This is a genomic window from Streptomyces sp. NPDC051555, from assembly GCF_044454405.1.
Classification (GTDB): Bacteria; Actinomycetota; Actinomycetes; order Streptomycetales; family Streptomycetaceae; genus Streptomyces.
In genome coordinates this window covers 259,046-284,625 of sequence record NZ_JBITDP010000009.1, presented here as the reverse complement: position 1 = coordinate 284,625, position 25,580 = coordinate 259,046, and the positions used below count along the sequence as shown (strand labels likewise).

Sequence of the window (25,580 nt, the reverse complement as noted above, 5' to 3'; positions counted from 1 at the left end):
CCTAGGCGGAGACCGCGGGAGCCGCCTTCGCGGTCGTCGCGATGGTGGCGGAGCCGACGACGCGGGTGCCGTCGTAGAGCACGATGGCCTGGCCGGGGGCCACGCCGCGGACCGGCTCGGTGAAGGAGACGTGCAGCTCGCCGTCGACCACCTCGGCGAAGACCTCGGTCTCGCCGCCGTGGGCGCGCAGCTGCGCGGTGTAGGTGCCGGGGGCCGCCGGCGTGGAGCCGCACCAGCGGGGCCGGATCGCGGTGAGGGCGCTGACGTCGAGGGCCTCGACGGGGCCGACGGTGACGGTGTTGTTCACCGGGGAGATGTCGAGGACGTAGCGCGGCTTGCCGTCGGCGGCCGGGTGGCCGATGCGCAGTCCCTTGCGCTGGCCGATGGTGAAGCCGAAGGCGCCCTCGTGGGTGCCGAGCTTCGCGCCGGACTCGTCCACGATGTCGCCCTCGGCCTTGCCGAGGCGGCCGGCGAGGAAGCCCTGGGTGTCGCCGTCGGCGATGAAGCAGATGTCGTGGCTGTCGGGCTTCTTGGCGACGGCCAGGCCGCGCGCCTCGGCCTCGGCGCGGATCTCTTCCTTGGTGGTGAGGGTGTCACCGAGCGGGAAGAGGGCGTGGGCGAGCTGCTTCTCGTCCAGGACGCCGAGCACGTACGACTGGTCCTTGGCCATGTCGGAGGCGCGGTGCAGCTCGCGGCTGCCGTCCTCCTTCAGCACGACCGTGGCGTAGTGGCCGGTGCAGACGGCGTCGAAGCCGAGGGCCAGGGCCTTGTCGAGCAGCGCGGCGAACTTGATCTTCTCGTTGCAGCGCAGGCAGGGGTTCGGGGTGCGCCCGGCCTCGTACTCGGCGATGAAGTCCTCGACGACGTCCTCGCGGAAGCGGTCGGCCAGGTCCCACACGTAGAAGGGGATGCCGATGACGTCCGCGGCGCGGCGGGCGTCGCGGGAGTCCTCGATCGTGCAACAGCCGCGGGCGCCGGTGCGGAAGGACTGCGGGTTCGCGGAGAGCGCGAGGTGGACACCGGTCACCTCGTGCCCGGCTTCGGCCGCGCGGGCGGCGGCGACGGCGGAGTCCACGCCGCCGGACATGGCGGCCAGGACGCGAAGGGGGCGGGTGCTCGGCAGGTTCTCAGTCATAGCACCGTCCAGGGTACGGGGAACCGCGCGGGGTCACAGCGCGTTATCGGGAGCGGGGGGTGGTTCGGATGGGTTCCAGGGGGCGCCGGGCGTTTGTGATCGGGGGACTCGGGGTGGTCGCGGCCGGTGCCGTGGCGGGCCGGGACAGCATCGCGCGGGGTTGGTGGCTGCTGCCGGGGGTGCGCAAGCCGCGCCAGGAGGGTGCGCTGGATCACGCGGGCGCGAGCTGGTCGGCGGCCTCGCCGGCGAACTGGCGCCTGGCCGACCGGCCGGACGACTACCGCGTCGACCGGATCGTGATCCATGTGACCCAGGGCGACTTCGCCTCGTCGGTGGAGGCCTTCCAGAACCCGTGGCACAAGGCGTCCGCGCACTACATAGTCCGCCAGGACGGGCACGTGGAGCAGATGGTCCGCGAGCTCGACGTCGCCTTCCACGCGGGCAACCGCTCCATGAACGAGCGCAGCGTCGGCATCGAGCACGAGGGCTTCGTCACGCGCCCGCGGGACTTCACGGACGCGATGTACGCCGCCTCCGCGCGGCTGGCCGCCGACATCTGCCGGCGGTACGGGATACCCGCCGACCGCAAGCACCTGCTCGGGCACTCCGAGGTGCCCGGCGCCGACCACACGGACCCCGGGCCGTACTGGGACTGGGACCGCTACCTGCGCCTGGTCGGCGAGCTGCTGCGCTGAGCGGTCCGACCCCGGCCGCGACCCCGGCCACGGCGCGTGGTGCGGCTCAGCTGAGGCCGGCGGTGCGGGCGCGCTCCACCGCCGGGCCGATGGCGGCGGCCACGGCGGCGACGTCCTCCTTGGTGGAGGTGTGCCCGAGGGAGAAGCGCAGGGTGCCGCGGGCCAGGTCCGGATCCGTTCCGGTGGCCAGCAGTACGTGGCTCGGCTGGGCGACGCCCGCGGTGCAGGCGGAGCCGGTGGAGCACTCGATGCCCTGGGCGTCCAGGAGGAGCAGCAGCGAATCGCCCTCGCATCCGGGGAAGCTGAAGTGCGCGTTGGCGGGGAGACGGTCATCCGGGTCGCCGCCGAGGATCGCGTCCGGCACGGCGGCGCGGACGGCGGCGATCAACTCGTCGCGCAGGGCGCCGACCTCGCGGCCGAAGAGCTCGCGGCGTTCGGTGGCCAGTACGGCGGCCACGGCGAAGGCGGCGATGGCGGGCACGTCGAGGGTCCCGGAGCGGACGTGCCGTTCCTGGCCGCCGCCGTGCAGGACGGGGACGGGGCTCTGGTCACGGCCGAGGAGCAGCGCGCCGATGCCGTAGGGGCCGCCGATCTTGTGGCCGCTCACCGCCATCGCGGCGAGGCCGCTGTCGGCGAAGCCGACGTCGAGCTGACCGATGGCCTGGACGGCGTCGGAGTGCAGCGGGATGCCGAACTCGCGGGCGGTTCGGGCGAGTTCGTGGATCGGCATGACGGTGCCGATCTCGTTGTTGGCCCACATGACGGTGGCGAGGGCGATGTCGTCCGGGTCGCGGGCGATGGCCTCGCGGAAGGCCTCGGGGTGCACGCGGCCGTGGCCGTCGACCGGGAGGTACTCGACGCGGGCGCCCTCGTGCTCGCCGAGCCAGTGCACGGCGTCGAGGACGGCGTGGTGCTCCACGGGGCTGGCGAGGATCCGGGTCCGGGCCGGGTCGGCGTCGCGGCGGGCCCAGTACAGGCCCTTGACGGCGAGGTTGTCGGCCTCGGTGCCGCCGGCGGTGAAGACCACCTCGCTCGGACGCGCGCCGAGTGCCTCGGCGAAGGCTTCGCGGGCCTCCTCGACGGTACGGCGGGCCCGGCGGCCGGCGGCGTGCAGGGAGGATGCGTTGCCCGTCGCGGCGAACTGCGCGGTCATCGCCGTGGCGGCCTCCGGCAGCATCGGCGTGGTGGCGGCGTGGTCGAGGTAGGCCATGATTCCCCGATTCTACGAGTCCCCGGGGCGGGGCCGAACCGGGCATCCAGCCATCGGACGGGCCGGGCCTTGGTCCTGGCCGGACGGGCGTCGGGCCGGTGGGGGCCGGGGCCGGTGCGCGGATGCCCGACCGCACGGCCTCCGGCGGGTCCTCAAACGCCGGACGGGCTGGGAGAGGTCGGGGCCCGACCGTCGGGCACCCGGCGGGGGGCCGGGGCCGGTGCGCGGGTGCCCGACCGCACGGCCTCCGGCGGGTCCTCAAACGCCGGACGGGCTGCAAGAGGTCGGCCCGAACGGGAAGGGTCTGTCAGGCGGTCGGGCGGGGGGCTCGGGCCAGTTGGCGGGACTGGGCCACCAGGTGGTTCGTGGAGTCCCAGACCTCCGCGTCCTCCTCCAGCATGCCGCCGGCGAGGTTGCGCGTCGTGATCGAGACCCGCAGCGGACCCGGCGCGGGCCGGCGGCGGACGTGGGTGGTGAGTTCCAGCGTCGGGGTCCAGCCGATGAGGCCCAGGTCGAAGGAGGTCGGCGGGAGCGCGTCGACGACGAGCAGCAGGGACAGCGCGTCCGCGTCCCGCCCGTCGGCGAGCTCGAACCAGGCCCGCATCTCGCCCTTGCCGGAGGGCGCGCCCACCGCCCAGCCCGCCGTGGCCGGATCCAGCCGCAGCCGGAGGCGGTCGACGATGGCCGAGCTGCCGGGGATCGGGGCCGGGCCCGCCTCGGCGCCCAGGCAGTCGGCGTAGGCCGGCATCACCGGCGGCGTGGCCGTCGTACGGACGTCGTCGGGCAGCGCGGCGAGGTCGCCGTAGGACGCGAGGACGCGGATGCGTTCGACCTCGACGCCGTTCTCGTCGTACTGGAACAGCGAGGCCTGGCCCGTGGACAGCGCGCGCCCCGCCCGGACCACCTGGGTGCGGATCACGGCGGGGCCGGGAACCGACGAGGTCAGATAGTGGGCGGACACCGTGAAGGGGTCCGGATGCGGCAGGGCCGCCGACAAGGCCCGGCCGACCAGGGCGAGCAGGTACCCGCCGTTGACGGCGGTGATGATCGTCCATCCGCCGGAGAGTTCCGCGTCGTACACACCGGGCTCGTCCGCGCGCTCGGTGACGGCGGTGTCGCGGTCGAATTCGCTGTCGCCGATGGCGGCCAGGGCTGCTGCTTGAGACATGGAACGAGGTTACCTCCAGTAGCTACTAAGCGGTAGCTTTCCCCGTCCGGGCGATTACGGCTCCTCCGGGACCGACGAGCGCCGGTTCCAGGCCAGCGGCGCCCGCCAGTGGTAGCGCATCGCCAGCAGCCGCAGGACGAAGGTGGTCACGATCGCGACGCCACTGGTCACGGCGTTGAGCATGTCGAAGGCGATGAACACGGCCACCATCGCGGCCCCGATGATCGCGGGCACGGCGTACATCTCGCGGTCGCGCAGCAGCGACGGCACCTCATTGACCAGGACGTCGCGCAGCACGCCCCCGCCGACCGCCGTGGCCAGGCCCAGCGCGGCCGAAGCGGTCAGCCCGAGGCCGTACTCGTACGCCTTCGTCGTGCCCGTCACGCAGAAGAGCCCGAGGCCCGCCGCGTCGAAGACGTTGATGGCCCGGTTGATCCGCTGCACCTCGGGGTGCAGGAAGAACACCAGGGCGGCGGCGACCAGCGGGGTGACGAAGAAGCTCAGCTCGCCGAAGGCGGCCGGGGGGACGGCGCCGATGACCAGGTCGCGCAGGAGTCCGCCGCCGAGGGCGGTGACGAGGGCGAGGACGGCGATGCCGAAGACGTCGAAGTTCTTGCGGACCGCGAGCAGCGCGCCCGCGGTGGCGAAGACGAAGATGCCCGCGAGGTCCAGGGCATGCTGGACGCCGGGCGGGAAGAGATCGTGGGGCACCGGTTCATTGTGCCGGGCGCCCGGCGGCGGGCCGCGCCGACCCGGGTGCGGGTCACTGCCGGGCTCCGCCCCGGACCCCGCTCCTCGAACGCCGGAGGGGCTGAGAACACCCCTGAGCGCCGGCGCGACTCGCCGGCGCTCAGGGGCGCATCCGGTTAGACGGAAGCCTCGGCCACGGCCGGGGTGTCCGCGTTCTCCGGGTGGTGGCAGGCGACCTCGTGGCCCGGCTTGAGGGCCACCAGCGGCGGTTCCTGCTTGCCGCAGATCTCCGTCGCCTTCCAGCACCGCGTGTGGAAGCGGCAGCCGCTCGGCGGGGAGATCGGCGAGGGGACGTCGCCCTTGAGCAGGATGCGCCCGCTCTTGACGCCCCGGCGGCGCGGGTCGGGGACCGGCACGGCCGACAGGAGCGCCTTGGTGTACGGGTGCATGGGGCTCGCGTACAGGGAGTCGCGGTCCGTCAACTCGACGATCTTGCCGAGGTACATCACCGCGATCCGGTCCGAGACGTGCCGGATGACCGACAGGTCGTGGGCGATGATCACGTAGGTGAGGCCCAGCTCCTGCTGGAGGTCGTCCAGCAGGTTCACCACCTGGGCCTGGATCGAGACGTCCAGCGCCGAGACCGGCTCGTCCGCGACGACCAGCTTCGGCTTCAGCGCCAGGGCCCGCGCGATGCCGATGCGCTGGCGCTGGCCGCCGGAGAACTCGTGCGGGTAGCGGTTGTAGTGCTCGGGGTTCAGGCCCACCAGCGACAGCAGCCGCTGGACCTCCGCCTTGAGCCCGCCCTCGGGGCGCACCCCCTGGAGCTTGAAGGGGGCGCCGACGATGGTGCCGACCGTGTGGCGCGGGTTCAGCGAGCCGTACGGGTCCTGGAAGATCATCTGGACGTCACGGCGCAGCGGCCGCATCGCCCCCACGCCCAGGTGGGTGATGTCCTTGCCCTCGAACTCCACCGTGCCACCGGTCGGTTCGAGCAGCCGGGTGATCAGCCGGCCCATGGTCGACTTGCCGCAGCCGGACTCGCCGACGATGCCGAGGGTCTCACCGCGGCGGACGTCGAAGTCGATGCCGTCGACGGCCTTCACGGCCCCGGCCTGGCGGCGCAGCAGCCCCTTGTGGATGGGGAAGTGCTTGACCAGGCCGGTGACCTTGAGCAGGGGCTCCTCGGCGGTGCCGGCGCCGTCCGCGGTCCGGCCCGCCGCCTGCTCCGCCGTCTTCTTCACGTCCGTCGTATCGGTCACAGCTTCGGCGCAATCTCTTCGGTCCAGATCCGGGTCCGGTCCTCCTGCGACATGTGGCAGGCGGACCAGTGTCCGGCACTGGTCAGGGCCAGCTCGGGCCGCTGGGTGCGGGTGACGCCGCCCTTGGGCACGTCGGCGAAGGGGCAGCGCGGGTGGAAGGCGCAGCCGCTCGGGATGTTGATCAGGCTGGGCGGCGAGCCCTTGACCGGGATCAGCCGCTCGGTCTGGTCGCGGTCGATGCGCGGCATGGAGCCGAGCAGGCCCCAGGTGTACGGGTGCCGGGGCTCGTAGAAGACCTGCTCCGCGCTGCCGCGCTCGACGCAGCGGCCGCCGTACATCACGAGGATCTCGTCGGCCATCTCGGCGACCACGCCCAGGTCGTGCGTGATCATGATGACGGCCGAGCCGAACTCCTTCTGCAGGTCGCGGATCAGGTCGAGGATCTGCGCCTGGACGGTGACGTCGAGGGCGGTCGTCGGCTCGTCCGCGATGAGCAGTTCGGGGTTGTTGACCAGGGCCATCGCGATCATCGCGCGCTGGCGCATGCCGCCGGAGAACTCGTGCGGGTAGGAGTCCACCCGCTGGTGCGGCTCGGGGATCCCGACCCGGTCGAGCATCTCGATGGCCCGCGTGCGGGCCGCCTTCTTGTCGACGTTCTGGTGGGTCCGGTAGGCCTCGATGATCTGCTTGCCGACCGAGTAGTACGGGTGCATCGCGGACAGCGGGTCCTGGAAGACCATCGCCATCTTCTGGCCGCGGAGCCTGCGCACGTCGTCGGCGTCGGCCCGGACCAGGTCCTCGCCGTCCAGCAGCACCTCGCCGGAGATGTGCGGGCGGCTGCGGGTGTTGCCGGTGCGGTGCAGGCCCATGATGGCCAGCGAGGTCACCGACTTGCCCGAGCCGGACTCGCCGACGATGCCGAGCGTCTTGCCGCGCTCCAGATCGAAGGAGAGTCCGTCGACGGACTTGACCAGGCCGTCGTCGGTCGGGAAGTGGACCTTGAGGTCGCGCACCGAGAGGAAGGCACGGGCGGGATCCGAGGGACCCGCCTGCTCGGGCACGAGGGAAGGGGTCGAAGGGGTCTCGGTCACGTCAGCCTCACGCGCGGGTCGATGACGGCGTACAGCATGTCCACGATCAGGTTGGCCATCACCACGAAGAGCGCGGCGAGCAGGGTGATCCCCATGATCACGGGGAGGTCGCCCTGGCCGATGGCGGCGACGGCCGCCGTTCCCAGACCTTGGAAGTTGAAGGTCGTCTCGGTCAGTACCGCGCCACCGAGGAGTCCGCCGAGGTCGAGGCCGAACATCGTGACGATCGGGGTGAGCGTGGAGCGCAGGGCGTGCTTGCGGATGACCACGCTCTCGGTGAGGCCCTTGGCCCGGGCGGTACGGATGTAGTCCTCGCCCATCACCTCCAGCATCGTGGCGCGGGTGATGCGGGCGTAGGTGGCGGCGAAGAGGAAGGCCAGGGTGATCCAGGGCAGGATCATGCTGTTGAGCCAGGCCGCCGGATCCTCCGTGATGGGGCGGTAGTTGGAGACGTCCAGCCAGCCGAGGCCGTAGACGAGGACGGCCGGGGCGACCATGCCGGTGAAGAAGATGGGGAGCGAGACGCCGGCGAGCGCACCGACCATGACCGTTCGGTCGATGGCCGTTCGGCGTTTGAGCGCCGAGACCACGCCGGTGGCCACGCCCGCGAGCACCCAGATGACGGCGGCTCCCGAGGCGAGCGAGAGGGTGACCGGCATGCGGCTGGTCATCAGCTCCCAGACGGGGGCCTCGCTCTTGAAGGAGTAGCCGAAGCAGGGGGCGGGGCAGTGCGTCTGCTCGACGCCGGAGTCGTAGTCGCGACCGGCCACGACTCCCTTGAGGAAGAGCAAGTACTGCTCGGAAATGGGCTTGTCGAAGCCCATCTTCACGCGGATGCCCGCCAAGGCGGTTTCGTTGGTCTCGCGGCCGGCGTACATGAGCGCCGGGTCGGACCCGGTGATCTTCGGCACCGCGAAGAAGATGCCAAAGGTGACCACGGAGACCACCAGCAGAGTGGCGACGACATTGAACAGCCGCCTGATGAGGTAGACGAGCACTGCAGTCGGCCGCTCCGGCGGGTGGCCGCCGCCCCTTGTGGGGACGGCAGCCACCGCCTAACGGCCTTCACCTGCCCTTCGGACTAGCGCATGTGCGGTGAAGGCACGTGCCGACTGTTACTTGACGACGCCGAGGGTGGCGAGGTCGATGCGGCCCATCGAGTCGTTGAAGTAGACGTTCGTCAGCCGCGGGTTGTGGTAGATGAGCGCCTTGTCGAAGTTGATGGGAAGGTAGAGCGCCTTCTCCATGACCTTCTTGTTGATGTCGGTGTAGATCGGCGCGGCCGCTTCCGGCGTGGCAGCGGCGGCGGCCTTCTTGAACAGCCCGTTGACCTCGGGGTCGTTCAGCATCGTGTAGTTGTTGTTGCCGTTCGGCAGGATGAACGAGCCGTCGACCAGCGGCTGCAGGAAGCCGGCGCCGCTGTTGAAGTCGGCACCCCAGCCCATGACGATGATGCCGTAGTTCTTCTTCTTCACGTTCTCGGGCGAACCGATCGTGGAGGAGGAGAGCTTGCCGTCGTACTGGTCGATCGTCGCGTCGATGTTGACGGCCTTGAGCGCGGCCTGGAGCGACTCGGCGGTCTTGACCTCGGGGGCGCGGTTGTTGCGCACCGCGATGGTGGTCTTGAAGCCTCCCGGCTGGCCGCAAGCGGCGAGCGCGGCCTTGGCCTTGTCGATCTGCGGGGCGCCGGCGGTCAGGCCCCACGGGTCGTAGGACTTGTCGGAGCCGGGGACGCCGGGCGGCAGCATGTTGGCGCCGAGGTCACCGCTGGTCGGGCCGCCGCGGGCGGTCTGCAGGGACTTCGGGTCGGCCGCGTAGATGACGGCCTTGCGGCACTCGATGTTGTCGAACGGCGCGACCGTCTGCGGGAAGGCCATGTAGCGGATGTAGCCCGTGAAGGGGTTGTCCGCGTTCTTCTTCAGGTCCGGGGTCTGCAGGATCTTGTTCTTCGCGGCCTGCTGGACGCCGGTGCCGTCGACGGCGAGGTCGATGTCGCCGCTGAGCAGGCGCTGGTCCATGTCGTCCGGGTTGGTGGTGACCGTGAAGGAGACCTTGTCCGGCAGCGCCTTGCGGATCGTGTCGGTCTTCGGGTCCCAGTTCTCGTTGCGGACCAGGGTGGCGCCCTTGCCCGAGGTGAAGGACTCGACCTTGTAAGGACCGGTGGAGACGGGCTTGTTGGTGTACTTGGCGCCCTCGTCCTTGGCCACCGGGACCGGCGAGGAGGACGGCATGGCCAGCAGGTAGCTGAAGTCCGAGTTGGCGCTCGCCAGGTTGAAGACGATCGTCTTGTCGTCCGGCGTCTGGACGGACTTGAGACCCATCTTGTTCGGGTCGGTGTCCTTGTACGGGCCGGGGTACTTCTGGCCCTGGTCCAGCTGGTCGATCAGGTACGTCGGACCACCGGAGAGGACGTCCTGCGCGAAGACGCGCTCGATGCCGTACTTGATGTCCTTCGAGGTGATCGGCGTACCGTCCTCGAACTTCACGCCGTCCTTGAGCTTCAGCGTGTAGGTCTTGCCGTCGTTGCTGAGCACCGGCAGGGCCTCGGCGAGGTCCGGGACCAGCTTGGTGCCGTCCTTGCCCGGCTTGCTGTCGTAGGCCAGCAGCTGGCGGATGTACAGGCGCTGCAGGTTCCAGACGAAGCCGTAGTAGGCGCGCGCCGGGTCGAGGTAGTCGACGTCCTGGGGCGACCAGAGCTTGAGCTCGCCGCCCTTCTTGTCGGACGCGTTGACGACACCCTTGGTCGCGGCGTCGAAGGCGGCTCCGGTGGAGGCCTTGTCCTTCGCACCGTCATCGCCCTTGCCACCGCACGCGGCGGTCAGCGACAGGGCTGCGACCACGGCGGTGATCGCGATTGCCTGCTTTCTGCGGATCACGTTTGTCCAACCTCCATGAGTGGATGACATGAGTGGATGAGTCGAGGACTCGGATCAGTTGCCCTTGGGGTCGAGCGCGTCGCGCAGACCGTCCCCGAAGAGGTTGAACGCCAGGACGGTGATGAAGATCGTCACACCGGGGACCACCATGTACATGGGGTCGAACTGGTAGATGGGGACGGCGTCGGAGAGCATCTTTCCCCAGGACGCGGTGGGCGGTTTGACGCCCGCGCCGAGGAAGCTCAGGGCCGCTTCCGTCAGGATGTTGGTCGGGATGATCAGCGTCGAGTAGACGAGGATCGGCGCGACCAGGTTCGGCAGCAGCTCCTTGAACAGGATGTACGCCCGGCCCGCGCCGAGGCTGCGGGCGGCCTCCACGTACTCGCGCTCGCGCAGCGAGATCGTCTGGCCGCGCACGATCCGGCCGATGTACGGCCAGCCGAAGAAGCCGATCACCAGGACCAGGACGCCCATCCGGACACCCGAACCCTCGAACCCCCACAGGGAGTTGGGGACCACGGACACCAGGGCGATGGTGAACAGCAGCTGCGGGAAGGCCAGCAGCAGGTCCATGACGCGGCTGATGACCCCGTCGACCCAGCCGCCGAGGAAGCCCGCCAGCGTGCCCAGCAGGCTGCCGATGACCACGGAGACGACGGCCGCCAGGAAGGCGACGGTCAGGGAGATGCGGGCGCCGTAGACGATCCGGCTGAACACGTCGCGACCGTTGGTGGGTTCGACGCCGAGCAGGAAGTCGGAACTCATTCCGCCGTAGGAGCCGATCGGCGTGCCCAGGTTCGGGTCGATCAGGTCCTCGTGGAACTCGTTGGGCGGGTGGCCCAGCAGGCTCACGATCTGCGGCGCGAACACCGCCACCAGGATCAGGAGGAGCACGACGATGCCGCCCGTGAGCGCGACCTTGTCGCGCTTGAGCCGCATCCAGGCGATGCGGCCGGGTGAGCGGCCTTCGATGGCCTTGGCTGGGACGTCGGCTACGGACACGGGAGCGGGCGTTTCCGCGCTCGTGTCATGCAGTGGTGCCGTCATCGTGGTGGGGACCCCTCTCGGCCGACGGGTGGGTCGGCCCATGCCCGCCGCTGTGGCGGCGTTGGTGCGGAGTGGCGCTCGGAGTGCGTGGGACTGTGCGCCCGGGTGTGACCGTGCGGCACACGGGAGTGCACGGAACTGCGGGGACTGCGCGTACTGCGGGGACTGCGTTTGCTTCAGTGCGTTGGCTTCGGTGGCGCGTGCTGCGTGGTGCGTGAGGTGCAGGAACCGCTGGAAGTGCAAGGTGAAGTGCAGAGTGAAATGCAGATGCCGAGCCGGGTAACAGCAGGACTGATCGGCTCTTGGGTGGGGAGTCTTCATGGGGCCCTCGATCACCCGCCAGACCCGCAGATGAATGGATGCGCAACCGTGATGTGCGGACCCGTGACCCGCTATCCGGACTTCGCTGGCCCCTCAGCGGAGCAAGACCGTCCGTTCGGTACACAATCGGACATCCGGGTCAACTCTCGCTTCTCGTGTGCTATTTGGACACGGGCGACGGGGCAAATCAGGACAACGCAAAGGCCGCACGGAAGCGGGTTCCATGCGGCCTGATACGGCGGTCTCAGCAGGTGGTCAGTACGCCGGCGCCTGACCCTCGCGGTCGTAGAACGGCCGCGCCTGGGCGCGCAGCCACATCGCGACGGGATCGTGCTCGTCGGCGAGCGCGACCGTGCACACCGGTACGCCCTCGGGCACGGCCCCCACGGACTGGCGCATCATCTCGCGCACCGACTCCAGCGCGGGCACGGAGGCGTCGTAGAGGTCGAGGCCCACGGCGAGGTAGGGCGAGCCGAGCACCGGCTGGACCCAGGCGCGCCGCAGCGAGCGCACGGCGGGCGTGCGGTGGGCGTGCTGGGTGAGCAGTCCGTAGAACTGCGGGAGCTCGATCGAGGGCTCGGACAGCCGCAGCGGCCCGGCGGGCATCCGGTCCAGGCCCGTGGCGATCCGACGCAGGTCGGCCCAGGGAATGCCGAGGCCGCCGCCCTGGGCGTGCGGATTGAGCCACAGACCCCAGCGGTCCGGGTAGAGGGCGCGGGCGACGTCGCGCCCGGTCACCACCTCGTAGCCGCGGTTCCAGCCGCTCGCGGCCAGCTCCTGCGGGGAGGTCACGCAGGGCGCGTAACCGAGCCCCTCCACCTCCATGCCCCCGTACTGGGCGTCCGGCGAGCCGGACTGCCCCTGCCACAGCAGCATCCACAGCCGGCCCTCGGCCAGCCCGTGGAGCAGCTGCTCGTAGCTGTCGTAGCGCCCGGGTGTCACCTGGCGCAGCATGTGCTCGACCTGCCCGGCCGCGGCCGTGCCTGACGCACTCACCCGGTACCCCTCTTCGTCCGCCCGTCGTCCACGCGTACCCCCGGGCCACGCGTGCGTCCGGGCAATGCGAACAGCTTAAGCGCGACTACGGCAGGTAGAACGGGCGCACGCGCTCACGGATCCAATCCGCCACCGGGTCCTCGACCGCGTCGAGCAGGATCAACTGCACCTGCCAGGGCGGTTGGACCCGCCCCAGGGCCCGTCCCAGGGCGTCCATCGGGGCGTTGCGGTGCTCCGGTTCCCATCCCAGCAGGCGGACACCGACGTACAGCTGCGGGGCCGCGCCCTCGACGCTGGCCAGGCAGCGGTGGGCGGCGGCGACCACCCCGCTGGCCCGGAACTCCTCGGCGGCGGCGGCCAGGAAGTCCACGGGGTCCTCCTGCCAGTCCGGCTCGTACAGCCGGACCCGGCCGCCCGTGGCCGGGCCGTCCAGCTCGCTGCGGCCGGTCCGGCAGAGCAGCGCCACGGCGGGCGGCGGCAGCGGGACGCCGACGGCGCCCTCGGGGTTCACGGCGATGCCGAGCTGCGGGGGCAGGCCGCGGGCGAACTCGACGGCGGGTGCGACGACGAAGTCCATGCCCGTGCCCACGCAGGCCAGGAACTGCGCCTCGGAGCTGTAGACGGGCGCGTAGGCGTCGCCGCCGATGTCCATGGTCGCCAGGGTCAGGCTCCCCGCGTCGGGGCCGCCGCCGGCGGGCAGCGGTACCCAGACGTGACTGCGGGCCAGGGTCTCCAGGATCCGCGGTCCGGCCTGCGGGTCGCCCATCGCCGTGCCCAGGACCGCTTCGAGTTCGTTGGCCGGCCAGCCACTGCCCTGCATGCCCGTGTCTCCCCGTGTGCGTACGGTCGCGAAGGCCGCCGCGGCGCCGGTCCGTGGACCGGCGGCCCGTGGGCCCTGTCACCGGTGAGGCTAATGCGTCCCGGGCCCGGAGCCGAAGCCGATCCGGGTCACCCGGGCCGCCGCCGCCCGGTCGAGCAGGACGGCGGAGGCGCAGCCCGCCGGCAGCCGGCCCGCTTCCGCCTCGCGCAGCAGCCGGGTGACCGCGCCGCGGTGCCGGGCGAAGGCGTAGGTCGACACTCCGCGCCCCCGGGCCGCCTGCCCGGCCAGCGCCTCCTCGGCGGTGGCGTCGAGCAGCACCAGGTGCAGGGCCCGGCCGCGGCGGCGGGCGGCCCCGGCCAGCAGCGCCCGTACCCAGGTCTGCGTGCCGCAGTCGTGGACGACGGCGGAGTCCCCCGAGCGCAGCACGCGCCACAGCCCCCAGTAGTGCGCGGCGCGCACCAGCGGGCGGTAGGCGGCGTACGGCAGCGCCCGGGGCATCCGGCGCTCCCAGCGCTCGCGGGCGTCCTGGGAGTCGATCCCGCCGCCCGCGACGGCCCGCTTGATGAGGGTGCTCTTGCCGCCGCCGGGCAGGCCGGACACGACGACGATGTCGCCTTCGGCGAAGCCGAGGCGGGCCGGGCCGCGGCTCGCGCTCCCCCGGCCGCGCAGGTCCCGCACGGCGGCCACGGGGGCCGCGGGGACCGCTCCATCGGCGGCCGTGCCCCGTGGTCGGTGCCCCGGCTGGACCGGTACGGCGCCCACCGGCGCACCCACCGGCGCACCCGCTCCCGCCACCGTCCCGGCCGCCGCTCCTGCCGTCGTCCCCGCTGCCGCGCCGAATCTGCGCACAGTGATCGCCTCCCCCGGATCGGGTCACCAGGACCCTTGCCCCCTGAGTGTAAAGAGACGGTAATGCGGCGGACATGGTTCCGGTCGGGTCATCGCGCCGGATCGGGAGCCGGCGCGGGAGGACGGGCCGGGGCGCGGGTCACATCCGGGACCCGCACCCCCATGCGCGGCCGGGCCGTGCAATGATGTGCGCCATCTGGACCCAACTGCATAAAGGCCGCTTGAATCCGCGCGGGAGAGTCCCGGGAGTTGCTCCGCACCCCGGGCGCCGAAGGAGCAAGACCCTCCCTTGAATCTCTCAGGCCCCGTACCGCGTGGATGAGGCAGATCTGAAAAGCGAGCCGTACCGCCTTCTGGCCGGTGCGCTCCACCCAAGGTGCAAGTCGAGGAACTCTCGGCGAACCTCTCAGGTTCCGATGACAGATGGGGAGGATCATCCTCGTCATGTCATGCCCTGTCGACGCCCCGGGACCTGGGAGCCACACCCATGAGCACTGCCCCCCGCCTGACCGCCCTTGACGCGCTGCACCGTTCCCTCGGTGCGACGATGACCGACTTCGCGGGCTGGGACATGCCGCTGCGCTACGGCAGCGAGCGCGACGAGCACAACGCCGTGCGCACCCGGGCCGGCCTCTTCGACCTCTCCCACATGGGCGAGATCACGCTGACCGGCCCCGAGGCCGTCAAGGTCCTCGACTTCGCCCTGGTCGGCAACATCTCCACCGTCGGAGTCGGCCGCGCCCGCTACACGCACATCTGTCGCGAGGACGGCGGCATCCTCGACGACCTGATCGTCTACCGCCTCGGCGAGACGGAGTTCATGGTCGTCGCCAACGCCTCCAACGCCCAGGTCGTCCTGGACGCGATCACCGAGCGCGCCGCCGGCTTCGACGCCAAGGTCCGCGACGACCGCGACGCGTACGCCCTGCTCGCGATCCAGGGGCCGGAGTCCCCCGACATCCTGAAGTCGCTCACCGACGCCGACCTCGACGGGCTGAAGTACTACGCCGGTCTGCCCGGAACGGTCGCCGGGGTGCCCGCGCTGATCGCGCGCACCGGCTACACCGGCGAGGACGGCTTCGAGCTGTTCGTCTCCCCCGAGCACGCCGTGGAGCTGTGGCAGGCGCTGACCGAGGCGGGCGAGGGCGTCGGCCTGATCCCCTGCGGCCTGTCCTGCCGCGACACGCTGCGCCTGGAGGCGGGCATGCCGCTGTACGGGCACGAGCTGACGACCGCGCTGACCCCGTTCGACGCGGGCCTGGGCCGGGTCGTGAAGTTCGAGAAGGAGGGCGACTTCGTCGGCCGCGCCGCCCTGGAGGCCGCCGCCGAGCGCGCCGCCTCCGCGGCCCCGCGCAAGCTCGTCGGCCTGATCGCCGAGGGCCGCCGGGTCCCGCGCGCCGGGTTCCCGGTCGTGGCCGACGGCCAGGTCATCGGCGAGGTCACCTCGGGCGCCCCGTCCCCGACGCTGGGCAAGCCGATCGCGATGGCGTACGTCGACGCGTCGCACGCCGCACCGGGCACCTCCGGCGTCGGCGTGGACATTCGCGGTACGCATGAGCCGTACGAGGTCGTGGCCCTGCCGTTCTACAAGCGTCAGAAGTGACGCTTCCCCCCATCGGGAAGCCCGCTCCGCGCACCACGACGGACACCACGGCGGACGTCACGGCGCACCTCGCGCCGGGCGTCGTGCCTCGTCACACCCCTGTTCATCAGCACTCCCCCGCATCCAGGAGAATCAGGTCATGAGCAACCCCCAGCAGCTGCGTTACAGCAAGGAGCACGAGTGGCTGTCGGACGCCGTGGACGGCGTCGCGACGGTCGGCATCACGGAGTTCGCGGCCAACGCGCTCGGTGACGTCGTCTACGCACAGCTGCCCGCCGTGGGCGACCAGGTGACCGCGGGCGAGACCTGTGGCGAGCTGGAGTCGACCAAGTCCGTCAGCGACCTGTACTCCCCCGTCACGGGCGAGGTCGTCGAGGCCAACCAGGACGTCGTGGACGACCCGGCGCTGGTCAACACCGCTCCGTTCGAGGGTGGCTGGCTGTTCAAGGTGCGCCTCGCGGGCGAGCCGGAAGACCTGCTCAGCGCGGAGCAGTACGCCGAGCTCACCCACTCCGACAACTGACCCCAGGGGATCCTGATGTCTGTTCTCAACACCCCGCTGCACGAACTCGACCCGGACGTCGCCGCCGCCGTCGACGCCGAACTCGTGCGCCAGCAGTCGACCCTGGAAATGATCGCGTCGGAGAACTTCGCTCCGGTCGCCGTCATGGAGGCCCAGGGCTCGGTCCTGACCAACAAGTACGCCGAGGGCTACCCCGGTCGCCGCTACTACGGCGGCTGCGAGCACGTCGACGTGGTCGAGCAGATCGCGATCGACCGCATCAAGGCGCTCTTCGGCGCCGAGGCCGCGAACGTGCAGCCGCACTCCGGTGCGCAGGCCAACGCGGCCGCGATGTTCGCGCTGCTGAAGCCGGGCGACACGATCATGGGCCTGAACCTGGCCCACGGCGGTCACCTGACCCACGGCATGAAGATCAACTTCTCCGGCAAGCTCTACAACGTGGTCCCGTACCACGTCGACGAGACCGGCCGGGTGGACATGGCCGAGGTCGAGCGCCTCGCCAAGGAGTCCAAGCCGCAGATGATCGTCGCGGGCTGGTCCGCCTACCCGCGCCAGCTGGACTTCGCCGCCTTCCGCCGCATCGCGGACGAGGTCGGCGCGTACCTGATGGTCGACATGGCGCACTTCGCCGGTCTGGTCGCCGCGGGCCTGCACCCCAACCCGGTGCCGCACGCCCACGTCGTCACCACCACCACGCACAAGACCCTCGGCGGTCCGCGCGGTGGCGTGATCCTGTCCACGCAGGAGCTGGCCAAGAAGATCAACTCCGCGGTCTTCCCGGGTCAGCAGGGCGGCCCGCTGGAGCACGTGATCGCGGCCAAGGCGGTCTCCTTCCTCGTCGCGGCCTCGCCCGAGTTCAAGGAGCGCCAGGAGCGCACCCTGGAGGGCGCGAAGATCATCGCCGAGCGCCTGGTGCAGGAGGACGTCACCAAGGTCGGCGTCTCGGTGCTCTCCGGCGGTACGGACGTCCACCTGGTCCTGGTCGACCTGCGCGACTCCGAGCTGGACGGCCAGCAGGCCGAGGACCGGCTCCACGAGATCGGCATCACGGTCAACCGGAACGCCGTCCCGAACGACCCGCGGCCGCCGATGGTCACCTCGGGCCTGCGGATCGGCACCCCGGCCCTGGCCACCCGCGGTTTCGGCGCCGAGGACTTCACCGAGGTGGCCGAGGTCATCGCCGCCGCGCTGAAGCCCGAGTTCGACGCCGAGGACCTCAAGGCGCGCGTCTCCGCGCTCGCCGCGAAGTTCCCGCTGTACCCGTCGCTCTAGCCACGCCCGGAGGGTCCGGCCCTGTTTTCCACAGGCCCGGGCCCTCTTTGGCGACCAAGGTCCCAGACGGGCGTGCCTTTCTGCCTATGAAATAGCCAAATTACGGCAAATAGGCTTCATGTAAAGGCGCGGCAGCAGCCAGCCAGGCATCCCCCGTCAGGACGGACACCCCATCTCATGGACATGAGCGCAGCGAACAGGAAGGGACTCAGTCTCTTCGCGCTGATCATGATCGGCATCGGTTCGATCTTCGGCTCCGGCTGGCTCTTCGGAGCGGGTACGGCGGCCCAGGTCGCGGGCCCGGCGGCGCTCGTCGCCTGGGTGATCGGCGCCGTCTTCATCGGCATGATCGCCATGTCCTACGCCGAGGTGGGCGCCGCCTATCCGATCCCGGGCGGCATGGCCCGCTACGGCCACCTCTCGCACGGTCCGGTGCTGGGCTTCATCACCGGCTGGGCGGTCTGGATCGCGGTGGCCTCGCTCATCCCGATCGAGTCGATCGCCGCGACCCAGTACATGTCCTCCTGGAGCTTCGGCTGGGCCAAGGACCTGGTCGACGCCCAGTCCCACCAGCTGACCACCTTCGGCATGCTGGTCGCCCTGGCGCTGACCGTGCTGCTGTGGCTGTCCTGCTACTGGTCGGTCCAGCTGCTGGCCCGGATCAACGCGGGGCTGACCCTGGTCAAGTTCGCCATCCCGGTGCTGGCCGTGATCGCGCTGGTCGCCTCCGGCTTCCACACCGAGAACTTCACCGCGCACGGCGGCTTCGCGCCGAACGGCTGGTCCGCCGTCCTGACGGCCGTCACCACCTCCGGCGTGGTCTTCGCCTTCAACGGCTTCCAGGCCGTGGTCAACCTCGGCGGGGCCGCCAAGAACCCCGGCCGCGCCATCCCGATCGCCCTCGTCGGCGCGCTGTCGCTGGGCCTGGTCATCTACCTGGCCCTGCAGGCCGCCTTCCTGGGCGCCGTACCGCCCGAGCACCTCGCGCAGGCCGGCGGCTGGGCCGGAGTGAACTTCAACTCCCCCTTCGCCGAACTCGCCAAGCTGCTGATGATCCACTGGGTCGTGGTGATGCTCCAGTTCGGCGCCTTCATCTCGCCCGCCGGCTCCAACATCGCGAACGTGGCCTCGGCCGCGTACATGGTGCAGAACCTCTCCGAGACCGGCTTCTTCCCCAAGAAGCTCAAGCAGACCCACCCCGTCTACGGCACCGCCCGGCCCGCGATGTGGCTGAACCTCGGCTTCTCCGTCCTGCTGCTGGTCACCGTCGGCCACAGCTGGAAGACCCTGGCCCCGATCATCTCGGCCGCCATGGTCATCTCCTACCTGATCGGCCCCATCGCGGTCGGCGTCTTCCGGGTCACCAAGCCCGGCCTCAAGCGGCCCTTCCGGCTGCCCCTGGCGGCCGTGCTGTGCCCGCTGACCTTCGTCTTCGCGGCCTGCGCGCTGTACTGGTCGAAGTGGCCGAACACCGGCATCGTGACCGCGCTGACCCTGGTGGCGGCCCCGATCGCGGCGGTCGTACTGGCCCGCAAGGGCGAGAAGGACCTGGTCAAGCAGTTCGCCCCGGCCTGGTGGATCGTCGTCTTCCTGGGCTGCCTGTCCCTGCTGTCCTACCTGGGCAGCACCGACTTCGGCGGCACCGGCCGGATCCCGGACGGCCTGGACATCGCCCTGGTCGCGGGCATGGCCCTCGCCGTCTACTACTGGGCCGTGCGGGCCGGCATCAAGGCCCACCGGGACGGGCTCCCGGGCCCGGACCCGGTGCTCGACGCCGACCCCGACGCGGCCGAGCTCGCCGCGGAGCGGCCCGCCGCCGACGAGCGGGGACGTGAGCTGTCGCACGCCTGACCCTTCTGTGACCCGTCCGACAGCCGAGCCGTTCACCTCACCGCGTTAAGCTCGGCTGTCGGACAAAATCCGAACAATCCACCTCTCCTGCCCCCTCCCACCCCACGAGCAGACAAGGGAGTCCGCCACCGTGGCCATCTCCGTCTTCGACCTTTTCTCCATCGGCATCGGTCCGTCCTCGTCCCACACGGTCGGTCCGATGCGCGCCGCGCGCATGTTCGTGAACCGGCTGAAGAAGGACGGTGTCCTCGCCCAGACCTCCTCCGTACGGGCCGAGCTCTTCGGCTCGCTCGGTGCCACCGGGCACGGCCACGGCACCCCCAAGGCCGTCCTGCTGGGCCTGGAGGGCCACTCCCCCCGCTCCGTGAACGTGGAGACCGCCGACGCCGAGGTCGAGCGGATCCGCCAGAGCGGTCGGCTGCGCCTGCTGGGCGCGGAAATAGGCGATGGCCACGAGATCGCCTTCGACGAGCCGAACCAGCTGATCCTGCACCGCCGCCGGTCGCTGCCGTACCACGCGAACGGCATGACCCTCTTCGCCTACGACGAGACGGGCAACCCGCTGCTGGAGAAGACCTACTACTCGGTCGGCGGCGGGTTCGTCGTGGACGAGGACGCGGTCGGCGAGGACCGGATCAAGCTCGACGACACGGTGCTGAAGTACCCCTTCCGCTCCGGTGACGAGATGTTGCGGCTCGCGAACGAGAGCGGCCTGTCGATCTCCTCGATGATGCTGGAGAACGAGAAGGCCTGGCGCACGGAGGAGGAGATCCGCGAGGGCCTCCTGGAGATCTGGCGCGTCATGCAGGCCTGCGTCGCGCGCGGCATGTCCCGCGAGGGCATCCTGCCGGGCGGGCTGCGGGTCAAGCGCCGCGCCGCGGGCACCGCCCGCCAGCTGCGCGCCGAGGGCGACCCGCAGGCGCACGCCATGGAGTGGGCGACGCTGTACGCGATGGCCGTCAACGAGGAGAACGCGGCCGGCGGCCGGGTCGTCACCGCCCCCACCAACGGCGCGGCGGGCATCATCCCGGCGGTCCTGCACTACTACATGAACTTCGTGCCCGGCGCCGACGAGGACGGCGTGGTCCGCTTCCTCCTCTCGGCGGGCGCCATCGGCATGCTGTTCAAGGAGAACGCCTCGATCTCCGGCGCCGAGGTCGGCTGCCAGGGCGAGGTCGGCTCGGCCTGCTCGATGGCGGCGGGCGCCCTCGCCGAGGTGCTGGGCGGCACCCCGGAGCAGGTGGAGAACGCGGCCGAGATCGGCATGGAGCACAACCTGGGCCTGACCTGTGACCCGGTCGGCGGCCTGGTGCAGATCCCGTGCATCGAGCGCAACGGCATGGCGGCCGTCAAGGCCGTCACCGCGGCGAAGATGGCGATGCGCGGCGACGGCAGCCACAAGGTCTCCCTCGACAAGGTCATCAAGACCATGAAGGAGACCGGCGCCGACATGAAGATCAAGTACAAGGAGACGGCCCGCGGCGGGCTCGCGGTCAACGTCATCGAGTGCTGACCGGGACCTGATCCCGTAACCGTCACACCCGCCACATCATCCGGCGCACCCGCAGCACCCGCCGTCCGCGCGGACGGCACCGACCAGCCCAGACGCACCCCTTCTCGACAATCCAGACCGCATAAATGGCGGGAAACATTTGTTTGAACTGGATTGATCATGCTTGAGGGGGAACCATCGCGTCTGGGCTGGTTTCTTCATGATCCGGTACGCAAAAGTGGGGCCTGCGACGTTGCACGCAGCACCCGGCGGTCGGCCAACCGCCTTGGACCACACGCTTTTTGCCCACTGGAGGACTCGATCATGGCAAGCATCCGCACCATCCGCGTGATGGCGGCGCTCGCAGCGCTCCCCCTCGCCGCCGCCCTGTGCACGGGCGTGGCGCAGGCCGACAACGGAGCCGGCGCGGCCAACGCGTCGAACGCGGCCGTCGCCAGCATCCTCGGCAGCGGGGTGGGCGGCAGCAACCTCGGCAACTCCTCCACCGCACAGCAGGTCGCCACCGGTTCCGGAGCGTCGAACCAGAACAACACGGCCCAGTCGAACGGCTCCGGCTTCACCGCCATCGGGCAGTCCAACACGCACGAGTCCGTGGTCTTCAACCCGGTCCCGTAAGGCGCACGACCGCTCCCGGGGCCCGGTCCGCATCGGCGGGCCGGGCCCCGGCCCGTGCGCCGCGTGCCGCTTTTTGCCCACTGGAGGACTCGATCATGGCAAGCATCCGCACCATCCGCGTGATGGCGGCGCTCGCAGCGCTCCCCCTCGCCGCCGCCCTGTGCACGGGCGTGGCGCAGGCCGACAACGGAGCCGGCGCGGCCAACGCGTCGAACGCGGCCGTCGCCAGCATCCTCGGCAGCGGGGTGGGCGGCAGCAACCTCGGCAACTCCTCCACCGCACAGCAGGTCGCCACCGGTTCCGGAGCGTCGAACCAGAACAACACGGCCCAGTCGAACGGCTCCGGCTTCACCGCCATCGGGCAGTCCAACACGCACGAGTCCGTGGTCTTCAACCCGGTCCCGTAAGGCGCACGACCGCTCCCGGGGCCCGGTCCGCATCGGCGGGCCGGGCCCCGGCCCGTGCGCCGCGTGCAACCGCGAGGCCGTATGGCGTGTCTTCCACGATGACACTACTGTCCCCACATCCGAAGAATCGGGGGACGTCATGCTGGACCACCTCATACGCTCCGTCCGCAACTCCGTCCACTCGCTGCGGCGCCGTACGCGCCCCGGCTCCGTCCACCGGCGGCGGCTGGCGGCCGTCACCGCCGGGTTGCTCCTCACCGCCGGACTCGGCCTCGCCGTACCGGCCTCCGCCTCCGCCACCCAGACCCCGCTCGTGACCAATGCCCGCTGGGGCGGGCACTGCACCTACGACCGGATCGTCATCGACCTCCAGGGCTACGTCCCCGGGGTCACCGTCACTCCCGTCTCCGAGCTCGTCTACGACGGCTCCGGCAAGCCCGTCCCGCTCGCCGGGACGTACTTCCTGGAGATCCGCCTGCACCCGGCCCAGGCGCACGACGACGCCGGGCACTCCGTCTACACCGGCCCCAGGCTCCAGAAGATCTACCTCAGCAAGCTCAAGGGCCTCGCCTTCACCGGCGACTTCGAGGGGTACGTCACCTTCGGCGCCGCCTTCGACACCGCACCGCAGTTCACCACCTCCACGCTCCACAACCCGGAGCGCTTCGTGGTCGACATCGCCCACCCGAACGTCTGCTGAGACGGCTGGGTGCCGCGCGCACCTGTACGACGGCGCCGCCGACGGCCCGTTGCCCCTGGTCAGGTAGGGTCAACGGGCCTTGGTGTACGGGAAACCGGTGGGAAACCGGTGCGGCCCTCGCCACTGTGAACGGGAAGTCCGGCGCCATCCCCGCGGGGAGCCACTGGACCGGGCGGGAGACCGCCCGGGCCGGGAAGGCGGCGCCGCGGCATCAGCACCCGTGAGCCAGGAGACCGACCGGGGTGCGTTGTTCCATCCACGAGGTGCTGGAGAGGTCTCCCTACACATGCATATAGCCGAGGGGTTTCTACCCCCTTTGCACGCGGCCGCCTGGGGCGTCGCGTCCGCCCCCTTCGTCGTCCACGGAGTGCGCGCCCTGACCCGCGAGGTCAAGGCGCATCCCGAGAGCACCCTGCTGCTCGGGGCGTCCGGTGCGTTCACTTTCGTCCTGTCCGCCCTGAAGATCCCTTCGGTGACCGGCAGTTGCTCGCACCCCACCGGGACGGGGCTCGGTGCGATCCTGTTCCGCCCGCCGATCATGGCGGTGCTGGGCACGATCACCCTGTTGTTCCAGGCCCTGCTGCTGGCCCACGGCGGGCTGACCACGCTCGGCGCGAACGTCTTCTCGATGGCGATCGCGGGCCCCTGGGCCGGGTACGCCGTCTACCGCCTGCTCAAGCGGTTCGACGCGCCCCTGATGGTCTCGGTCTTCTGCGGCGCCTTCTTCGCCGACCTGATCACCTACTGCGTGACCAGCGTGCAGCTCGCACTGGCCTTCCCCGACCCGGCGTCCGGCTTCGCGGGCTCGCTCGCGAAGTTCGGCGGGATCTTCGCCGTCACCCAGATCCCGCTGGCGGTCAGCGAGGGCCTGCTCACCGTGCTCGTGATGCGGCTGCTGATGCAGTCGAGCAAGTCGGACCTGGTGCGGCTCGGCGTGGCCAAGCTGACCGGCGCCCGCACCACCGCGCGCCACGAGCAGGGGACGGCCGTCCGATGACCAGGAACGCGAAGATCAACACCCTGCTGCTGCTCCTGGTGGCGGCGCTGGCGGTGCTCCCGATCGCCCTGGGCCTCGGCGAGGGCAAGGAGGAGCCGTTCGCCGGCGCCGACGCGCAGGCGGAGACGGCGATCACGGAACTCAGGCCGGACTACGAGCCGTGGTTCTCCCCGCTGTACGAACCCCCCTCCGGGGAGGTCGAGTCGGCGCTCTTCGCCCTCCAGGCGGCGCTCGGCGCGGGCGTGCTCGCCTACTACTTCGGGGTGCGCCGCGGGCGCCGTCAGGGCGAGAGCGCCGTCGCGGCCGGCGCGGGCCACGGGGACGACCAGAGCTCCCGGGGCGCGTGAGGCGGTGCTGCCCATCGACGCCGCGGCGCACAGCAGCCGCTGGCGCCGCCGACACCCCCTGGAGAAGGCCCTGCTGGGGCTCGGGCTGACCGTCACCGCGGTCTGCCTGCCGCCCTGGCCCGGCGGACCACTGGTGGCCGCCACCACCCTCGCCGTGCTGCTCGGCCCGGCGGGGGTGCCCCCGCGGCAGTTGTGGCGGGCCTTCCGGATCCCGCTCGGGTTCTGCTTCACCGGGGCGGCTCCCCTGCTGCTCGCGGTGGGCGGCCCGGCGGGGCTGGTCTCCCTGGCCCCGGACGGCCCGCGGCACGCCGTCGAGCTGCTGCTGCGCACGTCGGCGGCCTCGCTCGGCGTGCTCCTGTTCGCCTTCACCACCCCGGTCTCGGACGTGCTGCCCCGGCTGGTGCGGGCCGGGGTGCCGGCGCCCGTCGTCGACGTGGCGCTGGTGATGTACCGGATCGGCTTCCTGCTGCTGGACTCCCTCGCCCAGGTCCGCCGGGCCCAGGCCGCCCGGCTGGGGCACAGCGGCCGGGCGGCCGCGTGGCGGTCCGTGGCGGGGCTGGCCGCGACCGCCTTCGTCCGCGCCTTCGACCGCGCGTCCCGGCTCCAGAGCGGGCTGGCGGGGCGCGGCTACGACGGCACGCTGCGGGTGCTCGTACCGCAGTCCTCCCCGTCCTGGCGGTTCCTGACCGCGTCGGGAGCCCTGCTCGCCGCGCTGGTCGCCGTCACCCTCGCTTCGAAGGGCTTCGTCTCGTGAACGTACCCGTGGAACCCGAACCGCTCGTCCGGCTGGCGGGCGCGGGCTACGCCTACGAGGACGGGCCCGCCGTGCTGTCCGGCGTGGACTTCCCGATCGCCCCGGGCCGGGCCCTGGCCCTGCTGGGCCGCAACGGCAGCGGCAAGACCACGCTGATGCGCCTGCTCAGCGGGGGGCTGCGCCCCGACGCGGGCGAGCTGCACCTGGACGGGGCGGTGGTCTCGTACCACCGCGCCGGGCTGACCCGGCTGCGCAAGGCCGTGCAACTGGTGGTCCAGGACCCGGACGACCAGCTCTTCGCCGCCTCCGTGGAACAGGACGTCTCCTTCGGCCCGATGAACCTGGGGCTGGCGGCCCCGGAGGTACGGGCCCGGGTCGACGCGGCGCTGGCCGCCCTCGACATCACCGCGCTGCGGGACCGGCCGACGCACCTGCTGTCCTACGGTCAGCGCAAGCGGGCCGCGATCGCGGGCGCCGTGGCGATGGCCCCCCGGGTGCTGATCCTGGACGAGCCGACGGCCGGGCTCGACCCGGACGGCCAGGAGCGGCTGCTGGAGGCCCTGGCGGGCCTGCGGGCGGCCGGGACGACCGTGGTGATGGCGACGCACGACGTGGACCTCGCCGTGCGGTGGGCCGACGACGCCGCGGTCCTGACCCCGGCCGGCATCCGGCTCGGCCCGGCGCGGACCCTGCTCGCGGACCCCGAGCTGCTCGCCTCGGCGGGCCTGCGCGCCGCCTGGTCCCCCGCGGTGACGGCCCTGCTGCGCGCCCACGGCCTGCTCTCCCCGCAGACCCCGGGTCCCACGACCCCGGAGGCCCTGGCCGCCTGGCGCTGAGC

At 71.3% G+C, this 25,580-nt stretch carries 25 protein-coding genes and 2 riboswitches; of the genes, 13 read left to right on the top strand and 12 right to left on the bottom strand.

Annotated elements, in window-relative coordinates; genetic code table 11:
* Window position 1 precedes the first annotated feature (1 nt).
* On the bottom strand, window positions 2-1,135 hold the full coding sequence (gene mnmA, locus ACIBEA_RS20940) for a tRNA 2-thiouridine(34) synthase MnmA (RefSeq protein WP_399262940.1): 1,134 nt from the start codon (window positions 1,133-1,135) through the stop codon (window positions 2-4).
* 113 nt (window positions 1,136-1,248) lie between these two features.
* On the opposite strand from mnmA, the gene ACIBEA_RS20935 reads away from it, so the two are divergent.
* On the top strand, window positions 1,249-1,830 hold the full coding sequence (locus ACIBEA_RS20935) for an N-acetylmuramoyl-L-alanine amidase (RefSeq protein ID WP_399262938.1): 582 nt from the start codon (window positions 1,249-1,251) through the stop codon (window positions 1,828-1,830).
* Between the two features lie 46 nt (window positions 1,831-1,876).
* Here ACIBEA_RS20935 and ACIBEA_RS20930 read toward each other — a convergent pair whose 3' ends face one another.
* The 11 genes from ACIBEA_RS20930 to ACIBEA_RS20880 form a co-directional block, all read right to left on the bottom strand.
* On the bottom strand, window positions 1,877-3,040 hold the full coding sequence (locus ACIBEA_RS20930; protein WP_399262936.1) for a cysteine desulfurase family protein: 1,164 nt from the start codon (window positions 3,038-3,040) through the stop codon (window positions 1,877-1,879).
* 307 nt (window positions 3,041-3,347) lie between these two features.
* A complete protein-coding gene (locus ACIBEA_RS20925) occupies window positions 3,348-4,208 on the bottom strand; it encodes a thioesterase family protein (RefSeq protein ID WP_399262934.1) in 861 nt (286 codons plus the stop codon).
* Between the two features lie 54 nt (window positions 4,209-4,262).
* The gene (locus ACIBEA_RS20920) at window positions 4,263-4,919 is read right to left on the bottom strand and encodes a trimeric intracellular cation channel family protein (protein WP_399262932.1); all 657 of its coding nucleotides are present in this window, start codon (window positions 4,917-4,919) and stop codon (window positions 4,263-4,265) included.
* 155 nt (window positions 4,920-5,074) lie between these two features.
* Entirely contained in the window at window positions 5,075-6,142 is a 1,068-nt protein-coding gene (locus tag ACIBEA_RS20915) for an ABC transporter ATP-binding protein (RefSeq protein WP_399263003.1), read from the bottom strand.
* A 14-nt stretch (window positions 6,143-6,156) separates the two neighbouring features.
* Window positions 6,157-7,251: an ABC transporter ATP-binding protein gene (locus tag ACIBEA_RS20910; RefSeq protein ID WP_399262930.1), complete on the bottom strand. Its 1,095-nt coding sequence runs from the start codon at window positions 7,249-7,251 to the stop codon at window positions 6,157-6,159.
* A complete protein-coding gene (locus ACIBEA_RS20905; protein ID WP_385779579.1) occupies window positions 7,248-8,249 on the bottom strand; it encodes an ABC transporter permease in 1,002 nt (333 codons plus the stop codon). Before ACIBEA_RS20905 ends, ACIBEA_RS20910 begins: the two co-directional genes overlap by 4 nt.
* A 117-nt stretch (window positions 8,250-8,366) precedes the next feature.
* Window positions 8,367-10,157 (bottom strand): ABC transporter substrate-binding protein, encoded by a 1,791-nt coding sequence (locus ACIBEA_RS20900; protein ID WP_399262928.1) that lies wholly within the window; start codon window positions 10,155-10,157, stop codon window positions 8,367-8,369.
* Between the two features lie 24 nt (window positions 10,158-10,181).
* Window positions 10,182-11,174, bottom strand: coding sequence for an ABC transporter permease (locus ACIBEA_RS20895; protein ID WP_399262926.1), 993 nt, complete (start codon window positions 11,172-11,174; stop codon window positions 10,182-10,184).
* Between the two features lie 576 nt (window positions 11,175-11,750).
* On the bottom strand, window positions 11,751-12,491 hold the full coding sequence (locus ACIBEA_RS20890; RefSeq protein ID WP_354379993.1) for an enhanced serine sensitivity protein SseB C-terminal domain-containing protein: 741 nt from the start codon (window positions 12,489-12,491) through the stop codon (window positions 11,751-11,753).
* Window positions 12,492-12,576: 85 nt separating this feature from the next.
* The gene (locus ACIBEA_RS20885; RefSeq protein WP_399262924.1) at window positions 12,577-13,311 is read right to left on the bottom strand and encodes an enhanced serine sensitivity protein SseB; all 735 of its coding nucleotides are present in this window, start codon (window positions 13,309-13,311) and stop codon (window positions 12,577-12,579) included.
* Between the two features lie 90 nt (window positions 13,312-13,401).
* The gene (locus tag ACIBEA_RS20880; RefSeq protein WP_399263001.1) at window positions 13,402-14,073 is read right to left on the bottom strand and encodes an AAA family ATPase; all 672 of its coding nucleotides are present in this window, start codon (window positions 14,071-14,073) and stop codon (window positions 13,402-13,404) included.
* A gap of 309 nt (window positions 14,074-14,382) precedes the next feature.
* Window positions 14,383-14,483: riboswitch (glycine riboswitch) on the top strand.
* 164 nt (window positions 14,484-14,647) lie between these two features.
* Between ACIBEA_RS20880 and gcvT the strand changes: the two genes are divergently transcribed.
* From gcvT to ACIBEA_RS20820, 12 genes are all read left to right on the top strand, one after another.
* Complete coding sequence (gcvT, locus tag ACIBEA_RS20875) at window positions 14,648-15,763, top strand: glycine cleavage system aminomethyltransferase GcvT (protein ID WP_399262922.1); 1,116 nt, start codon at window positions 14,648-14,650, stop codon at window positions 15,761-15,763.
* Window positions 15,764-15,902: 139 nt separating this feature from the next.
* Entirely contained in the window at window positions 15,903-16,286 is a 384-nt protein-coding gene (gene gcvH, locus ACIBEA_RS20870) for a glycine cleavage system protein GcvH (RefSeq protein ID WP_399262920.1), read from the top strand.
* Window positions 16,287-16,301: 15 nt separating this feature from the next.
* Window positions 16,302-17,558 carry a serine hydroxymethyltransferase gene (glyA, locus tag ACIBEA_RS20865; RefSeq protein WP_399262918.1) on the top strand — a complete coding sequence of 419 codons (1,257 nt, stop codon included), beginning with the start codon at window positions 16,302-16,304 and terminating at the stop codon, window positions 17,556-17,558.
* A 177-nt stretch (window positions 17,559-17,735) separates the two neighbouring features.
* Window positions 17,736-19,409 (top strand): APC family permease, encoded by a 1,674-nt coding sequence (locus ACIBEA_RS20860; protein ID WP_399262917.1) that lies wholly within the window; start codon window positions 17,736-17,738, stop codon window positions 19,407-19,409.
* 130 nt (window positions 19,410-19,539) lie between these two features.
* Window positions 19,540-20,922, top strand: coding sequence for an L-serine ammonia-lyase (locus ACIBEA_RS20855; protein WP_399262915.1), 1,383 nt, complete (start codon window positions 19,540-19,542; stop codon window positions 20,920-20,922).
* A gap of 303 nt (window positions 20,923-21,225) precedes the next feature.
* Window positions 21,226-21,537, top strand: a complete 312-nt coding sequence (locus ACIBEA_RS20850) for a hypothetical protein (protein ID WP_399262913.1) — start codon at window positions 21,226-21,228, stop codon at window positions 21,535-21,537.
* 95 nt (window positions 21,538-21,632) lie between these two features.
* Complete coding sequence (locus ACIBEA_RS20845; RefSeq protein ID WP_399262913.1) at window positions 21,633-21,944, top strand: hypothetical protein; 312 nt, start codon at window positions 21,633-21,635, stop codon at window positions 21,942-21,944.
* Window positions 21,945-22,083: 139 nt separating this feature from the next.
* Window positions 22,084-22,644, top strand: a complete 561-nt coding sequence (locus tag ACIBEA_RS20840; RefSeq protein ID WP_399262911.1) for a hypothetical protein — start codon at window positions 22,084-22,086, stop codon at window positions 22,642-22,644.
* A 39-nt stretch (window positions 22,645-22,683) separates the two neighbouring features.
* Window positions 22,684-22,901, top strand: a riboswitch (cobalamin riboswitch).
* Window positions 22,902-22,930: 29 nt separating this feature from the next.
* Complete coding sequence (locus ACIBEA_RS20835; RefSeq protein WP_399262909.1) at window positions 22,931-23,641, top strand: energy-coupling factor ABC transporter permease; 711 nt, start codon at window positions 22,931-22,933, stop codon at window positions 23,639-23,641.
* A complete protein-coding gene (locus tag ACIBEA_RS20830; RefSeq protein ID WP_399262908.1) occupies window positions 23,638-23,988 on the top strand; it encodes an energy-coupling factor ABC transporter substrate-binding protein in 351 nt (116 codons plus the stop codon). The genes ACIBEA_RS20835 and ACIBEA_RS20830 overlap by 4 nt, the downstream gene beginning before the upstream one ends.
* A gap of 4 nt (window positions 23,989-23,992) precedes the next feature.
* Window positions 23,993-24,742, top strand: a complete 750-nt coding sequence (gene cbiQ, locus ACIBEA_RS20825) for a cobalt ECF transporter T component CbiQ (protein ID WP_399262906.1) — start codon at window positions 23,993-23,995, stop codon at window positions 24,740-24,742.
* Window positions 24,739-25,578 (top strand): energy-coupling factor ABC transporter ATP-binding protein, encoded by an 840-nt coding sequence (locus tag ACIBEA_RS20820; RefSeq protein ID WP_399262904.1) that lies wholly within the window; start codon window positions 24,739-24,741, stop codon window positions 25,576-25,578. The genes cbiQ and ACIBEA_RS20820 overlap by 4 nt, the downstream gene beginning before the upstream one ends.
* Window positions 25,579-25,580: the final 2 nt, after the last annotated feature.

Excerpts from the sequence above, each read along its gene's own strand:
- ACIBEA_RS20830 (WP_399262908.1), top strand. The coding sequence starts at position 23,638 with ATGACCAGGAACGCGAAGATCAACACCCTGCTGCTGCTCCTGGTGGCG.
- ACIBEA_RS20835 (WP_399262909.1), top strand. The coding sequence starts at position 22,931 with ATGCATATAGCCGAGGGGTTTCTACCCCCTTTGCACGCGGCCGCCTGG.
- ACIBEA_RS20840 (WP_399262911.1), top strand. The coding sequence starts at position 22,084 with ATGCTGGACCACCTCATACGCTCCGTCCGCAACTCCGTCCACTCGCTG.
- ACIBEA_RS20850 (WP_399262913.1), top strand. The coding sequence starts at position 21,226 with ATGGCAAGCATCCGCACCATCCGCGTGATGGCGGCGCTCGCAGCGCTC.
- ACIBEA_RS20895 (WP_399262926.1), bottom strand. The coding sequence starts at position 11,174 with ATGACGGCACCACTGCATGACACGAGCGCGGAAACGCCCGCTCCCGTG.
- ACIBEA_RS20885 (WP_399262924.1), bottom strand. The coding sequence starts at position 13,311 with ATGCAGGGCAGTGGCTGGCCGGCCAACGAACTCGAAGCGGTCCTGGGC.
- ACIBEA_RS20845 (WP_399262913.1), top strand. The coding sequence starts at position 21,633 with ATGGCAAGCATCCGCACCATCCGCGTGATGGCGGCGCTCGCAGCGCTC.
- ACIBEA_RS20900 (WP_399262928.1), bottom strand. The coding sequence starts at position 10,157 with ATGTCATCCACTCATGGAGGTTGGACAAACGTGATCCGCAGAAAGCAG.
- gcvH (WP_399262920.1), top strand. The coding sequence starts at position 15,903 with ATGAGCAACCCCCAGCAGCTGCGTTACAGCAAGGAGCACGAGTGGCTG.
- gcvT (WP_399262922.1), top strand. The coding sequence starts at position 14,648 with ATGAGCACTGCCCCCCGCCTGACCGCCCTTGACGCGCTGCACCGTTCC.
- ACIBEA_RS20860 (WP_399262917.1), top strand. The coding sequence starts at position 17,736 with ATGGACATGAGCGCAGCGAACAGGAAGGGACTCAGTCTCTTCGCGCTG.
- glyA (WP_399262918.1), top strand. The coding sequence starts at position 16,302 with ATGTCTGTTCTCAACACCCCGCTGCACGAACTCGACCCGGACGTCGCC.
- ACIBEA_RS20930 (WP_399262936.1), bottom strand. The coding sequence starts at position 3,040 with ATGGCCTACCTCGACCACGCCGCCACCACGCCGATGCTGCCGGAGGCC.
- mnmA (WP_399262940.1), bottom strand. The coding sequence starts at position 1,135 with ATGACTGAGAACCTGCCGAGCACCCGCCCCCTTCGCGTCCTGGCCGCC.
- ACIBEA_RS20925 (WP_399262934.1), bottom strand. The coding sequence starts at position 4,208 with ATGTCTCAAGCAGCAGCCCTGGCCGCCATCGGCGACAGCGAATTCGAC.